The sequence below is a fragment of the Marivita sp. genome, assembly GCF_051251565.1.
GTDB lineage: Bacteria > Pseudomonadota > Alphaproteobacteria > Rhodobacterales > Rhodobacteraceae > Marivita.
The window spans coordinates 12398-27384 of record NZ_JBPOFB010000007.1; the positions used below are offsets into that span (position 1 = coordinate 12398).

A 14987-nucleotide genomic window follows, 5' to 3' on the forward strand; every position below is an offset into this window, starting at 1 on the left:
GCGCTCTGGTTCAGGGCGCGTTTTTTGTTTGGGCTTTCTCCACCGCCTTCGCCGCATCCCAAAGCGCGTCCATTTCGGCAAGATCACTGTCGGCGGGCGTTTTGTCCTGTGCCGCAAGCGCCGCCTCGATGCTTTCAAACCGTCGGGTGAACTTCGCATTCGCTGCGCGCAGGGCTGCCTCGGGGTCGATCCCCATGTGACGGGCCAGATTTGTCACCACGAACAGCAGATCCCCGAATTCCTCGAACTGGTGTTCGGGGGTCTTGGCGTCTCGCACCTCTTGTGCTTCTTCGACAATCTTGTCCAGAACCTCGTCCGTGGTTGGCCAGTCAAACCCGACCCGTGCCGCGCGGTTCTGAAGTTTGATCGCGCGGGTCAGGGCGGGCAGGCCCTTGGCAACCCCGTCCAGCACCCCGGTCTCTTGCTTCCCCGCGCGCTCCGACGCCTTGATCTGTTCCCAGTCCAGCACCTGTTGTTCGGCGGATTTGTCCCGGCTTTCGTCGCCAAACACATGCGGGTGCCGCGCCACCATCTTGTCGGAAATGGCGTTGGCCACGTCATCAAAGCTGAACATGCCGGCCTCTTCGGCCATCTGGGTGTGGTAGACCGATTGAAGCAGCAGATCACCCAATTCGCCCTTCAACTCGCCCCAGGCTTCGCGTTCAATTGCGTCGGCGACCTCATAGGCCTCTTCAATCGTGTAGGGCGCGATGGATGCGAAATCCTGTGCAATGTCCCATGGACAGCCCGTGTCCGGGTCGCGCAGGCGGCGCATGATCTCAAGCAGGCGGGGCATGCCGCCTTTGGGGGTGTGGATCAGGTCATCGGACATTGCGGGCCTCTGTGCTTCGGGATTACATGCAGGGATGCGGTATCAGCGCGAGGGAGTCCAGACATGGCCATCATCAACCGGATCGGGGATTACGCAGAGGACATGACCGCGTGGCGGCGGCATTTGCACATGCATCCCGAACTAAGCCTTGATTGTCATGAAACCGCGGCGTTTGTGGTGGCGCGCCTGAGAGAGTTCGGCGTCGACGAGATCCACGAAGGGATCGCGCAATCTGGTGTTGTTGCCCTGATTCACGGGCAGGGCGACGGGCCGGTCACCGGCCTGCGCGCCGATATGGATGCGCTGCCCATCGAAGAGACCACGGGGGTCGACTATGCGTCGACCGTTCCCGGAAAGATGCATGCCTGCGGCCATGACGGCCACACGACGATGCTGCTTGGGGCTGCGCGCTATCTGGCCGAGACGCGGAATTTCAAAGGCATCGTGGCGTTGATCTTTCAACCGGCCGAGGAAACCGTGGGCGGCGCGCGCATCATGGTCGAAGAGGGCATCATGGAACGGTTTGGCATCCAGGAGGTCTATGCCCTGCACACCGATCCGTTCACCGACGCAGGCACGTTCAATACCTGTCCGGGACCGATCATGGCGGCGGTGGATGACTTCGAGATCACCATCACCGGCAAAGGGGGGCATGGCGCGTTCCCGCATACCACACTTGATCCGGTGCCTTGCGGGCTGGCCATCGGGCAGGCGTTGCACACGATCCCGTCGCGCAATGCTGATCCGCGCCTGCCGCTGGTGGTGTCTTTGACCATCGTTCAGACCGGCAGCGCCACCAACGTGATCCCCGAAACCATGCGGCTGGCCGGCACGGTGCGCAGCTTTGACCCCGATCTGCGCGATCTGGTGGAACGCCGCTTTCACGAGATCGTCGCAGGGCAGGCGACCAGCTACGGCGTTGTGGCCAAGCTCGACTATGTGCGCAACTATCCCGCCACCATCAACCACGCCGACCAAACCCGGTTCGCGGTCAAGATCGCCCAAGAGATTGTGGGCACATCCAATGTTGTCGATGACCGCAGCCCTGAAATGGGAGCCGAGGATTTCTCGTATATGCTTGAGGCGCGCCCCGGCAGTTACCTGATGCTGGGCCAGGGGATTGGGCCGTCCTGCCACCATCCGGCGTTCAATTTCAACGATGACGTGGCCACCATTGGCGCGTCATTCTTTGCCCGCCTGATTGAGACCCGACACGGAGTGTAAGCCATGGCCCTTGAAGACGCGAAAACCCAGATCGACCACGCGTTCACCCGCACCGACCTGCGCGGCGGCAGTTTCGAGAATGCCTTTGCCGGGGCGACGTCGTTTTTGCGGCGCAAATATACCAAGGACCTGACAGGGGTGGATGTTGCCATCACCGGCGTGCCTTTCGATCAGGCGGTGACGCACCGCCCCGGCACCCGCTTTGGTCCGCGCGCGATCCGCGAAGCCTCCAGCCTTCAGCCCTATGACATGCCCTATGGCTGGGGGTATAACGTGCTCGAAGAATTTGCGATTGCCGACTACGGCGATCTGGCCTTCGACTATGCCAAGGTGTCTGAATTTCCCGAAACGCTGAAAAACCACATCGCAGCCATTCTGGCGACCGACACCGCGACGGTGACGCTGGGGGGCGATCACTTCATCACCCTGCCGATCCTGGAAGCCTATGCCGAGAAATACGGCCCGCTGTCCTTGTTGCAATTCGACGCCCATACCGACACCTGGGCAGACGATGATATGGAACGGATCGACCACGGGACGTTTTTGTATAAGGCGGTCAAGCTGGGGCTGGTAGACCCGAGCCGGTCGGTGCAGGTGGGTATTCGCACCGACAACCCCGACACGTTGGGGTTCAACATCATCGATGCGCGCGAGATGCACCGCATCGGACCCGAGGCCGTGGCAGACCAAATCTGTGAAATCCTAAAGGATTACCCGACCTACCTGACCTTTGACATTGATTGTCTGGACCCGGCCTTTGCACCCGGCACCGGCACCCCTGTCTGGGGTGGGCCGTCCAGCGCCGACATGGCGGTGATCTTGCGAAATATCGCCGGGATCGAATTGATGGGCGGCGACGTGGTTGAAGTCAGCCCGCCATTCGATACTACGGGGGCAACAGCGATTGCAGGCGCGCATGTGGCGACAGAGATTCTGTCGCTTTGGGGTTGGACCCGCCGCGCCTGATGTTCAGTACGCGTGACCGATGGGCAAGGTGCTCCTTGAAACAAGGATAAGGGCGTCGTGAAAATGATTTTCTGGGCTTTGGTGTTGATCGTGGTCGGGGGATTGGCGTGGGTGCGTCTGGCCCCGTCAGATCCGACCGTGTGGCATGTCGATCCCAAAGTGACCGCAGAACAAGACCTTGCCGGCGGCGTGCGGCGGCGCATCCCGGCCCAGGACGGCACCTTTGCCGCGCTGGAACGCATCATTCTTGCGACCCCGCGCACCGAGGTGCTTGCGGGAAGCGTCGAAGAGGGCAAGGTCACCTACATCACCCGGTCGCAGTGGATGGGCTTTCCCGATTACACCACTGTCATGCGCAACGACAGCGTGCTGGAATTGCACGCGCGTCTGCGCTTTGGCCAATCCGACATGGGCGTGAACAAGGCACGTGTGGATGGCTGGCTGGCGCGGTTGGGCGGCTGAGGCGGCGTGCTGGACCGGGCCCCAAGCCGTGATCAGATCGAGGCGGCAAAGGGCTAGGTCAGTAAGGTTGGGTATAGGGGACAGAATGGCTGATACCGCGCCGATCCGTGTCGTCGACAGGGACACGGGAACCGAATTCGAAGAAGTTATCCTGGGTGAGAAATACATCCGATGGGCGTATCAGGATTCGACCTCCAACGTCCTCGAACGCCTCTTGTTCAGATCGACCATCGTCAGCAAAATCATGGGGCTTTGGTACGATTCCGCGCTGTCGAGGGGCAAGATTGCGCCCGCGATCAAAGACCTCGGGATCGACGAAACCGAATTTCTTGAGACCACAGACTCCTTCAAGTCTTTCAATGACTTCTTTATCCGCCACCTAAAGCCCGAATCCCGCCCCTTTAGCACCGACGATAATGATATCGTCTCGCCTGCTGATGGCCGCGTGCTTGTTTTTCCAAGCTTGCAACAGGATATTTTTGTCCCGGTCAAAGGGTCTCGGTTTTCCATACACAAGATGCTTCCCGATGTATCGGACAGGTACGTCAACGGCGCGCTTGCGATTGTCCGGCTATGTCCAGCGGATTACCATCGCTACCACTTTCCCTGCGCGGGCAGGATCACGGACAGCAAAGACATCAGCGGTGCACTTCATTCCGTGAATCCAATCGCTCTGGGCAGCGGACCCGATGTTTTTGGCGAAAACAAACGCAGCTACACCCTGATGGACACCGAAAACGCAGGCACGGTCTGCTTTGTCGAAGTTGGGGCTTTTGGCGTGGGCAGTATCGTTAACACCCAGTCGTCCGGCGAGGTCGGGAAGATGGACGAGAAAGGATACTTCAAATTTGGGGGGTCCACCATCGTTCTGGTCTTCGAAGCGGGCAAGGTGAATTTCAGTCAGGATCTGATCGACAACAGTGCCGCGGGCAAGGAAACGCTTGTGAAGGTCGGGCAAACCATTGCCAGAATATCGGGCGCCTGATGTCTGTTTTGACACAGCGGCTGTAAAGATGGGGATGGCGCATACACTGCCGAGACACGCGCAGGACATCTGCGTCCATCCGCCCGTGCCGCGCGCCAAATCCGCTGTAAACTGTAACATCCTATTGACGGTCCGCTTGTGATGTCCGACAGAACCGCATGATCCCCGAAGACCGCCTGCATCAGATCACATCGCGTTTTGAATATCTTGAGGCCCAGATGGCCGCAGGGTCCGGCGATATTGCGACTTTGCGCAAGGAATATTCCGACCTGCGGCCCGTGGTGGAACAGATCGCCGAATGGAAACAGGTCCGCGCCGACATCCGTGATGCCGAAGCGATGCTGGATGATCCCGAAATGCGCGAACTGGCGCAGGACGAATTGCCCGGTCTCAAGTCGCGCCTGCCCGAGGTGGAACGCATGCTGCAACTCGCACTTCTGCCGCGCGACAAGGCGGATGCCCGGCCTGCGATGCTGGAAATCCGTCCCGGCACCGGCGGCGAAGAGGCAGCGCTGTTTGCGGGTGACCTCTTACGCATGTACCAGCGCTACTCCGAGGCGCGGGGCTGGCGGTTCGAGATCATCGAAGAACAATCCACCGAGATCGGTGGCATCAAGGAAGTTGTGGCCCATATCACCGGATCAGGCGTGTTTGCCCGGCTCAAATACGAATCCGGTGTGCACCGCGTGCAGCGTGTCCCCGAAACGGAATCCGGTGGGCGCATCCACACCTCTGCCGCCACCGTGGCCGTTCTGCCCGAGGCCGAGGATGTGGACATCCAGATCAACGCCAACGACCTGCGCATCGACACCATGCGCAGTTCCGGCGCGGGCGGACAGCACGTCAACACCACCGATTCGGCGGTGCGGATCACCCATATTCCCAGCGGCATCGTCGTCACCAGTTCCGAGAAATCCCAACACCGCAACCGCGAGATCGCGATGCAGGTGTTGCGCACGCGTCTGTTCGATATGGAGCGGCAAAAGGCCGATGACGAACGCTCGGCCAACCGCAAGTCACAGGTTGGGACGGGCGACCGATCCGAACGCATCCGCACCTATAACTTCCCGCAAGGCCGCCTGACCGACCACCGCATTGGCTTTACGCTCTACAAGCTGGATGCCGTGATGGCGGGCGATCTGGACGATATCATCGACGCGCTCACCGCCGATGCGCAGGCCACCATGCTGGCCGAGATGGGGGCATGACGGGCACTCAGGCGTTGACCCAAGCGGTGGCCCGTCTGCGTGCCGCAGGGATCGACGATCCGGCCCGCGATGCAAGACGGCTTTTGGCGCATGCATTGGCCCTGCCTGCCGGTCGGCTGACGCTGGTGCTGCCTGATCCGATCACCGACGATCAAGCAACCGCCTTTGCCGCGCTGATCAGCCGTCGCGCCGCACGTGTGCCGGTGTCGCACCTGATTGGCACACGGGCGTTCTATGGCCGTGATTTTACCGTGACCGGCGATGTGCTCGATCCCCGACCCGAGACCGAGATCCTGATCCAAGAGGCGCTCAAACCTCCGTTTTCGCGGGTGCTTGACCTTGGCACCGGGTCAGGATGCATCGCACTGACACTTCTGGCTGAACGCCCCGAAACCACTGCGCTGGCCACTGACCTGAGCGCGGATGCGGTGCGCGTGGCCCGTCAGAACGCGGCGCTGCTGGGGCTTGAGAGCCGGGTGCAGTTTGCCCAGGGCGCGTGGTTCAACGCAGTGCCGCAGGGCGCAACATTTGATCTGATCGTGTCCAACCCGCCCTATATCGCGCTGCCCGAAATGGCTGGGCTGTCACCCGAATTGACGCACGAGCCGCGCATGGCGCTGACCGACGAAGGCGACGGGCTGGGCGCCTACCGGGCCATCACCCGCGATGTGACGGAGCACCTTGCACCGCAGGGGCATTTGATGGTGGAAATCGGCCCGACACAAGCACAGGCGGTCGCAGCGCTGTTTGTCGCCGCAGGTCTGTCGGATGTGACCACGCAACCCGACCTTGACGGGCGCGATCGGGTTGTCATCGGCGTGTTGACGCAACACACCAAACGCTGAACTGTAAAATCCGAAACATATTGGGCAATTTAGACTTGTCAGCAGCGGGTGGACATGGTTACTCAGACATATTGCAGCGGTCGAGGCAGGTTCACACCCCTCTCGCGCGATCGTAAGCCCACACATGGATGCCATTGCACAAGTCCCGCGCACAAAGCGCACACAGCAATCGCAGTAACAGCTGAAAGAAGGCTGGAAAGTTACAAATGCGTTCTTCAAACAAACGTTCGCGGAATAAGAACAACCGCAGCCGCCCGAATACTGTCGGAAATGTCGTCAACCGTGTGTTCGACAGCTCTGGCCCCGAAGGCAAGGTGCGCGGAACTCCGCAACAGATCATCGACAAATACAACCAGCTTGCGCGCGATGCTCAGCTGAGCAATGACCGCGTGAATGCGGAAAACTTCCAGCAGCACGCAGAACATTACATGCGCCTGCTCAGTGAAGCGCAGCGCGAACAAGATGCCCGCCGCGAACAGCAGGAGCGGGAAAACCGTGATCGCCAGCAGCAGCGGGATTCGGATCGGGGCAACCGGCCTGATCAGGATCAGCAGCCGTCACAGGCATCGCACAATCACAATCAGAACAACAATCAGAACCAGCCCCAGTCCGACCCGGCCCATGCGCCGCAGCCGGATATTCTGGAAACGGCAGGCGATGATGGTGGTGATAGCGGCCTTGTTGAAACACCCGAGGCCAAGGCCGAAGAAAAGCCTAAGAAACCGCGCGCGCCGCGCAAACCTCGGAAAAAGCCGGAACCTCAGGCCGAGACCCAGCCCGAGCAGAAAACACCGGACGCTGCCGAGTAGGCATGCGTCACCGCGTAGGGTGGGCAATGTCATGCCCACCACCCATGCCCCAAAATCGCTAGGCCAATTGCCGCGCCAAGGCGCAGAACCCTTCGACCGATACCCGCTCTGCGCGTTCGGTGGGCGCGATACCGACGGCGTTGAGGTGATCTTCGATTTCGGGCGACAGCCCCTTGAGCGACGCTCGCAACATCTTGCGGCGCTGGTTGAAGGCGGCGGCGACCACCCGTTCCAGCACTTTCGGATCGGCCTCGAACCGGGGCGCGGGCAGGGCGCGCAGATGCACCACAGCAGAGCTGACCTTTGGCGGCGGTGTGAAGGCTTCGGGCGGCAAATGCATGGCGATATGCGCATCACAGCGCCATTGCGCCAGCACCGCCAATCGCCCGTACGGTTTGTCCCCCGGTTTCGCCACGATCCGCTCTGCAACTTCTTTTTGGAACATCAGGGTCAGTGTGTCCCAGACCGGCGGCCATGTCGGCGGCGTCAGCCAGCGCACCAGCAACTCGGTTCCGACATTGTAGGGCAGGTTGGCACAGATCGCGATGGGCGGCGTTAATCGCGCCAGCGCATCGACCGACAGCGCGTCGCCCTCGACGACCTCCAACCGGCCCGGATAGGCGTCGGCAATCTCGGCCAAGGCAGGCAGGCAGCGGGGGTCTTTCTCAACCGCAAGCACCCTGCGCGCGCCTTCGGCCAACAGACCGCGCGTCAGACCGCCGGGGCCGGGGCCGACCTCAAGCACATCCGTGCCTGTCAAATCGCCCGCCTGCCGCGCGATCTTGGACGTCAGATTCAGGTCCAGAAGAAAATTCTGGCCCAACGCTTTGCGCGCGCTGAGCCCGTGTGTCGCGATCACATCGCGCAGGGGGGGAAGGGTATCAATTGCCAAGGTCACACCTTTCGGAAACCGCGCGCGGTTCCTGCTTCTTCTGGTTCCAAATACTCAAAATCTGCCTGAGCCGCTGATACTAGTGTCACCGCCCGCGCTGCGCCAGCCGCCACGCCATGCGCAACGCCTCGATGGTGGATGTCGGATGCGCCTGACCCGTGCCTGCGATGTCAAACGCAGTGCCATGATCGGGCGAGGTGCGGATGATCGGCAGGCCCAGCGTGACATTCACCCCCCGGTCGAAATCCAGCGTCTTGATCGGGATCAGGGCTTGGTCGTGATACATGCAAATCGCAGAATCATAGCCCTTGCGCGCAGCGGCGTGGAACATCGTGTCCGCCGACAACGGCCCACTGATCTGCATCCCTTCGGCGCGCAACCGGTCCAGCACCGGCGCGATCACGTCGATCTCTTCACGGCCCATCCGCCCGCCTTCGCCCGCATGCGGGTTCAGACCGGCCACGGCAAGCCGGGGCGCGGCAATGCCGAACTGGTCGATCAGTGCTGCATGGGTAATGCGGATGCGGGTTTCCAGCAGGTCAGGCGTCAGCGCCAGCTTCACCTCGTCCAACGGAATGTGAATCGTCACGGGAACGACACGCAGGTCGGGGCCTGCCAGCATCATCACCACATCGGGTGTGTCGCACAGATGGGCCAGAAACTCGGTATGGCCGGGAAAGGCGAACCCAGCGCCCTCTTGCAGGGCTTGCTTGTGGATGGGCAGGGTGCAGATGCCGCCCGCCTTGCCACTGGCGGCCAAGGCCACGGCGCGTTCGATCACCGCGATCACCCCTTTGGCCTGCGCGGGCTGTGCCTGACCGGGGGTGCGGGCGCCGTCAAAACGGTGTGGCAGAACGGGAAGGGCGGTGCCACCCACCGACACCTCATCGGGCGCGGCAATCTCAACCCAATTGGTGCCAGCGGGCAAATGCGCCGGGTCTCCGATCAGAAAGAACGGCACCTCATCGCGCAGCGCGTCCCATGCCAGCCCGGCCAGTTCGGGGCCAATTCCGGCGGGATCCCCGATGGTCAGGGCAATCGGCGCTGCGGTCATTGCGAAACGATACGGGCGTCAGCACGCAGTTGCGAAAGATAGCTTTCGGCCAGTGATTGCAGGCGTTGATTGCGCAGACCGATCGCAAATTGGTTGCGGTCCACGTCCTCGTTGATCTCGGCGGTGCGACCACACAGCATGAGAACCATCAACGTCTGACCGTTTGACCGGGTCAGAGCGGTAGACACTTCGCCGGGGTCCAGCTTGGACAGTTCCAGGGCAATATCCGTAGGGATGTCTGCGGGCGGCAGGGTCTGGCGGTCCAGCACTTCGGCGGGTTGGCCTTGGGCAATACCGTAAAGGTCATCGCAGCGGTCCACCTTGCTGGCCAATACACGAGCCTGCGCCAGCGTCGCGTCAGACCGGCCTCCGGGCAGGTAATAGGCGGCGTATTCAATCGCGGAATAGGTCGGTGCGCTGTAGCTTGTCTCTTCAATACCGCGCAGCTGGAACAGGGCGACCGCGTTCGGAATGGGCAGCGGGGCGGTCACTTCGCCGGGCGCAAGCGCAAGCACGAGCGGACGCAGGACCGGCGGCAGATCGTCAAGGTTCTGCCATGGAAGGCGTCCACCGGCCTGCCGTGTGGCCGTGGCGGAATAGCGGCGCGCCTCCTGCGAGAACGCGGCCTCAGAGGTGATCTGGCTGATCCGTTCGGCGCGTGCGCGCACGGCCTCGGCCTGTGGTGGCGGGGCAGGCATGATGATTTCCGACAAGAGCACCCGCACCGACGATCCCCCAGAGGCCCCCAGCGCGCGGTCCACTTCGGCCTCGGACAGGTTCACCCGCCCGGTAAAGCGTGCCTGCACCAGCAGCCGCCAGCTAAGTCCGGCGCGCACAAAATCGCGGAATGTCTCGGCGGACACGCCATCGGCTTCGAGCGCTTGAATGAACTCTTCGCGGCTCAGGTTCGCACGGCTGGCGAATTCCGCCATCCCGTCCAGCACCTCTTCGGGCGAGGGCACGATGCCTGCTGCCTCGGCGGCCTGAATGCGCAGTCGGTCGTCGATCATCTGCTGGCGGGCCAGTTCCTGCGGATTGCCGGGGGCGCGGAGCACCGTCAGCATGCGCGCGCGCTGGTCCAGCTCATAGGCGGTGACCACGCTGTCATTGACGCGGATCACGGGGGCAAACAGGTTCTGCGCCTGTGTCGGCACTGGGCCAAAGGCCAATGATGCCACAAGCGCAAGCGCGCCAAGTTTGCGAATGGACGTGTTCAATAGCTGCATGAACGTCGGTACTCCTTGCCGCTGCCGCCTGTGCTGAACCCGGTCAGCGCGACGGTCAGGCCGAAATCGGTAGATGGTTCAAGATTAGTGGAAGAGGCAAAGCTGCGCGAGACCGAAAAGTCGACCGCGACACATTCATTGCGGTATTCCGCCCCCACACCCGCAGTCAGGAACTGCCCCTCGGCAATATCGTAGCGCGAACTGCCCGTGGCAGTCCAGTTGCGGTCGACATTATAGCGCCCGTTGACGCGCCATTGCGATTGGGCATCGTCGCGGTCTTCCAGCGGATCGGTGGTGAGCAGGATATAGGATGCGCCAAGCGCATAGCGGTCGCGGGTGACATTGGCGCGCATCTCTGCCTTGGTGAACCGGGTCTGGTCGCTGTCATAAAGTCCGCGTGCGAGGATCTGCATCCCGGTCTTGTGTTCGAACTGCCCCGCGATCAGCCAGTCTGACGCAGCGCTGTCCTGCCCGGACGAGCGCGAGAAATCGCTGTCCTGCTCTGCGCGCCAAACCCGGCCAAGGGTGAGCGCGGCGCGCCAGCCTTCGGGGTCTTGCCGCATCCAACGCAGGCCAGCCGCCCCGACGAGCCCGCGTTCGCGGCGGTCGGCGGCAGGAAAGCGCGACAACGTCAACAGGTTGCCTTCGTCGAATTCGACCCGTGTGCTTTCGTCATTGGGCACGCCGGACCTGTCGCCGCCAACCCAGCCCACCTGGGCAATCGGTTCAAACAAAATGCGCGCGCCTGTGGCTGTTCGTTTGACCAGGGGCAGGCGCAGCTCCACCGAGGCCGCCGGCGTCACTTCGGTGTAAGACCCTTCGGCAGCGGCGTCCTGACCCACCTCGAAATGGTCGACCCAGACCTGCGTCACTGCACCTGCGCGCACACCGGCGGGCAAGGTCCAGCGGTCGCGCCAGCTCAGATCAAGATTGGCGCGTGCCACGTCACGCCCGTCAACCACAAGATCGTCGTCCGAACCGTCTGTGTCGTCGTCCGAGTAGCGGAAATGCGAATGGGTCTGAAACCCAAGCCGCAACTCTCCGCCAAGGCGGGTTGGGAAAAACCGGCGATTGTAGCGCAGATCACCGATGATGGTCGGCTGGGTGGCGTTGTTTTCGCCGTCTGTGAGGCTTTCGTAATGGATCAGGCTCGTAGAGAAGAAACTGTCGCGCGTGGTGCGGGACAGGGTCAGCGCGCTGTCCAGACGGTCTTTCTTAAACGTGCTGTTATAGTCATTGAGATAGGCATCATCCGACACCGCTTCGATGTCGAACGACAGCCGGTAGGCGCGGGGCAGGCGGAACGCGCCTTCGGCAAAGAACAGGCCGCGCAGGTCTCCGCTTTCCAGCGTGTCGCGGCTTATGGCCCCGTTTACCGTGATGTCGCCGGTGCGAAACGCCTGCCGGTAGCGCATGTCCAGGGTGCGGGTGATGGGGGACAGATAGGGCGTCAGCGTCAGGTCGGCATGATCGCCAATCGGAATGAAATAGGGCAGGCGGATGCCGAACCCCAAAAGCGATGAGGTCTTGAGTTCCGGGATCATAAAGCCGCGCGCCCGCGTGAGCGTCGGGTCCGGCAGGCGCATGCGTGGGATGTAGAACACCGGCACGCCAAGAATGCGCAACTGCGCGTCGTCGAAATAGATTTGCCGTTCCTCGGCATCATGCACGACGCGGCTGGCACGAATGGCCCAAAGCGGAGGGCCATCGGTGCCGCAAACCTGACACGAGGTGGCGGCAACCTGGCTCATCGCGGTGTAGCGTCCCTGCACCCGTGCGGCCCGCGCCGACGCGATCTGCAACTGTTCGTCCAGCACAAAGCGCGCGCTTTCCAGCAGACCGTTTTCAAAGCCCTGATCCAGTTCCGCCTGCGTTGCGGTCAGAACATCGCCATTGGGTTGGGTGATGCGGATGGGGCCCTGAATGTCCAGCGTGTTGTTGGCGCGGTCATAGATGATGCGTGTCGCGGTCAGCCGGGTGCCATTGTGCAACGCCTCGACATTTCCGGTCGCCACCAGCGTGTCGCCGCCTTCCTGAACCAGCACCTGATCGGCCAGCAGCATGATATCGCCGGATTGCGCCCGCAGATCGCCGGTGGTGACGATCAGCGCCAGAAGTCCCGCAAGAATGGACCGCAACATCACCCGTCCTCCCGGTGCAGGATCAATCCCAAGGCCAGAAACACCGACGCAAGCGGCGGCACCCAAGCCGCGGCCATCGCGTTCAACTGACCGTTTTCGCCCAGAATTTGCGCGAAGTTGCGCACATAATACAAGGAAAACCCAAGCAGAACCGCCGAAAGTACGGCAATGCCTGTTCCGCCCATCCGGCTGTGGCGCATGGTAAAGGCTGCACCAATCAACACCATCGAGATCAGGAACACCGGCCGCGCCAGTTCCATCTGCAACCAGACCGCATGACGGCGGGCAGAAAAGCCTGCCTCTTCAAGATCGGTGATGAAGCCCTGCAATTCCCAGACCGAGATCGCCGAAGGCCGCCCAAACCGGTCCTTGATGCTGTCTTCAGTCAGGGTGGAGGGTACAGAAAGTTCATCATGCAACACTGCGTTGGTTTCGGGGTTCACCCCCGCCAAAAGCGGCCAGACCTTGGCCTCGCGCAACAGCCACGCACCATTGGCCAGTTCGGCCTCTGCCGCCTCGATCCGGCGCACCGGGCCACCGTTTTCGGCATAGGCCACGAACATCACATCATAAAGCACCGTGCCGTTCGGATTGGCCCGCGCCGCACGGATCACGGTTTGCCCGCGCGGATCGGATTGGCGCAGCCACAGCCCTTCGGCTCCGATGGACAAGGCGGATGTACCGCCATTGCGGTAGGTCTCGCGCAGGTCGGAATAGGCCTTTGAGGTTGCCGCCACGATCGGATTGCCCATCGCCACGGTCAGCCCGCCAATGATCGCCGCCACAACCAGCGGCCCGACCAAGGCTGCCAGTCCTGACCGTCCGGCAGCGCGGGCCACCACCAGTTCCGACGACCGCGCCAGCGCCACAAACAGCGCGATGGACGACAGGATCATCACCAGCGGCAGGATTTGGTACATGCCTTCGGGGGTGTTGAGCAGCGTCAGGCGCATGACCTCGCCAAAGCTGACCGAACTGTCAAAGCGGCGGATCTGTTCCACCAGATCCAACAGCACCTGGAACAGAAAGAACACGGCGAAAATACCCAGAAAGGTCCACAGGAACCGGCGTGCAAAGTACACATGCAAGGTCATGCCGTCACCTCGGTCCGGGGCGCACGCGGGCGTCGTCGAAACGGCCGCGCGGCAAGGTGCAGCACAGCCGTCGCAATCGCCAACCCAACCGCAGAGGGCAGATAGATCAGCGGCCAAAGCTGCGCATTGTTGCGGGTGGGATCGGCGACCGCGCTTTCCACCAGCTTGATCAGCACCAGCAAAAAGATCGCCACCACGATCTGACGCCCCACGCCAAAGCGGCTGAAACTTCCGGTGAGCAGGGTGGCAAACCCGATCAAGGGCGCGACCAAGGCCAGCAACGCTTGCTGAAACCGGCCATGCAATTCTTCGTTGATCCGCGACAACGGCACATCTGTAAGCACCGCCATCGCTTCGGGCTGGGTCAGCATCGCCCAGGTCGACAAGTGCCTGGGCCGCAGGCTTAGGTTCTGATTCTGTACGATGAGGGTGCTGATATCATAGGTGAAATCCCGAAAGATCGTGGTCGAGAGTGTGCGCGTTTCGGGGCGCAGCGTTTGGGCAAGCCCGCTGACCATCACAAGGCGCGGCCCGTTTTCGGCCTGCACCACATAGGCACGTTCGGCGGTATAGGTCACCTCGCGGTCATCCTGACGGCGGTCCGACAGATAGACATCGCGCAACTCACCCTCGGGGGTGATGTCGCGGATGAAGAATGTCACACCCGGTCCGGGATGCAGAAACGCCCCTTCCCGCAGCAGCCGCGCGCTGATCGACCCCGAAATCTCGACCTCGCGTTCCTTGAGCTGCGCCATGGACGTGGGCACCAGAACATGCGTCAACGCCGACATCATCAGCGCCACGATCACCCCGAACAACAACACAGGCCGGGCCAGCCGCCACGGGCTGTAGCCGGTTGCCTGCACCACGGTCAGCTCGGAATCGCTCATCAGCCGGTTGGTCACGTACACGGCCGCCGCAAAAGAGGCCATCGGCAGCACCAGCGCAATCACGCCGGGCAGGCTCAGCGCAGTGAATTCAAAGAACACGCCGGCGGAGTGGCCATCTGCGATCAGACGGTCAAACAGCACAACTGCGCGGTTCACCCAGTAGACCGCGACCAGAACCAATGCGAAGAACCCAAAAAGGACCATGAGTTGCGACAGCATGTATCTGTCGAATCTTGGCACAACGACCCCTTAATACGACATAGAGTGGGCCACCTTGGACCCGTCCCCTAGGGTTTGCGGGAAAACCCGCCTCTGGTCAACAGCGTGCGCGGGCGCTACCCCTATAGCCAACACAGCAA

At 61.9% G+C, this 14987-nt stretch carries 14 protein-coding genes; 7 read left to right on the forward strand and 7 right to left on the reverse strand.

Annotated elements, in window-relative coordinates; all coding sequences use genetic code 11:
- Positions 1-10 precede the first annotated feature (10 nt).
- Positions 11-832 carry a nucleoside triphosphate pyrophosphohydrolase gene (mazG, locus tag ACSHXH_RS11075; protein WP_435671858.1) on the reverse strand — a complete coding sequence of 274 codons (822 nt, stop codon included), beginning with the start codon at positions 830-832 and terminating at the stop codon, positions 11-13.
- 63 nt (positions 833-895) lie between these two features.
- On the opposite strand from mazG, the gene ACSHXH_RS11080 reads away from it, so the two are divergent.
- From ACSHXH_RS11080 to ACSHXH_RS11110, 7 genes are all read left to right on the forward strand, one after another.
- Entirely contained in the window at positions 896-2056 is a 1161-nt protein-coding gene (locus ACSHXH_RS11080; protein WP_435671859.1) for a M20 aminoacylase family protein, read from the forward strand.
- Between the two features lie 3 nt (positions 2057-2059).
- Complete coding sequence (gene speB / locus ACSHXH_RS11085) at positions 2060-3022, forward strand: agmatinase (protein WP_435671860.1); 963 nt, start codon at positions 2060-2062, stop codon at positions 3020-3022.
- Positions 3023-3085: 63 nt separating this feature from the next.
- A complete protein-coding gene (locus tag ACSHXH_RS11090) occupies positions 3086-3484 on the forward strand; it encodes a DUF1499 domain-containing protein (RefSeq protein ID WP_435672023.1) in 399 nt (132 codons plus the stop codon).
- Between the two features lie 85 nt (positions 3485-3569).
- Complete coding sequence (asd, locus tag ACSHXH_RS11095; protein WP_435671861.1) at positions 3570-4469, forward strand: archaetidylserine decarboxylase; 900 nt, start codon at positions 3570-3572, stop codon at positions 4467-4469.
- A 158-nt stretch (positions 4470-4627) separates the two neighbouring features.
- Positions 4628-5677: a peptide chain release factor 1 gene (gene prfA / locus ACSHXH_RS11100; RefSeq protein ID WP_435671862.1), complete on the forward strand. Its 1050-nt coding sequence runs from the start codon at positions 4628-4630 to the stop codon at positions 5675-5677.
- A complete protein-coding gene (gene prmC, locus ACSHXH_RS11105) occupies positions 5674-6522 on the forward strand; it encodes a peptide chain release factor N(5)-glutamine methyltransferase (RefSeq protein WP_435671863.1) in 849 nt (282 codons plus the stop codon). Before prfA ends, prmC begins: the two co-directional genes overlap by 4 nt.
- A 206-nt stretch (positions 6523-6728) precedes the next feature.
- Entirely contained in the window at positions 6729-7331 is a 603-nt protein-coding gene (locus tag ACSHXH_RS11110; protein ID WP_435671864.1) for a DUF4167 domain-containing protein, read from the forward strand.
- Positions 7332-7389: 58 nt separating this feature from the next.
- Here the strand turns inward: ACSHXH_RS11110 and rsmA are convergent, their stop codons facing one another.
- The 6 genes from rsmA to lptF form a co-directional block, all read right to left on the reverse strand.
- The gene (rsmA, locus tag ACSHXH_RS11115) at positions 7390-8223 is read right to left on the reverse strand and encodes a 16S rRNA (adenine(1518)-N(6)/adenine(1519)-N(6))-dimethyltransferase RsmA (protein ID WP_435671865.1); all 834 of its coding nucleotides are present in this window, start codon (positions 8221-8223) and stop codon (positions 7390-7392) included.
- A gap of 85 nt (positions 8224-8308) precedes the next feature.
- Positions 8309-9277, reverse strand: coding sequence for a 4-hydroxythreonine-4-phosphate dehydrogenase PdxA (gene pdxA / locus ACSHXH_RS11120; RefSeq protein ID WP_435671866.1), 969 nt, complete (start codon positions 9275-9277; stop codon positions 8309-8311).
- The gene (locus ACSHXH_RS11125; RefSeq protein WP_435671867.1) at positions 9274-10503 is read right to left on the reverse strand and encodes a peptidylprolyl isomerase; all 1230 of its coding nucleotides are present in this window, start codon (positions 10501-10503) and stop codon (positions 9274-9276) included. The genes pdxA and ACSHXH_RS11125 overlap by 4 nt, the downstream gene beginning before the upstream one ends.
- Complete coding sequence (locus tag ACSHXH_RS11130; RefSeq protein WP_435671868.1) at positions 10491-12644, reverse strand: LPS-assembly protein LptD; 2154 nt, start codon at positions 12642-12644, stop codon at positions 10491-10493. The genes ACSHXH_RS11125 and ACSHXH_RS11130 overlap by 13 nt, the downstream gene beginning before the upstream one ends.
- Positions 12644-13738, reverse strand: coding sequence for an LPS export ABC transporter permease LptG (lptG, locus tag ACSHXH_RS11135; protein WP_435671869.1), 1095 nt, complete (start codon positions 13736-13738; stop codon positions 12644-12646). The genes ACSHXH_RS11130 and lptG overlap by 1 nt, the downstream gene beginning before the upstream one ends.
- Complete coding sequence (lptF, locus tag ACSHXH_RS11140) at positions 13735-14847, reverse strand: LPS export ABC transporter permease LptF (protein WP_435671870.1); 1113 nt, start codon at positions 14845-14847, stop codon at positions 13735-13737. Before lptF ends, lptG begins: the two co-directional genes overlap by 4 nt.
- Positions 14848-14987 lie beyond the last annotated feature (140 nt).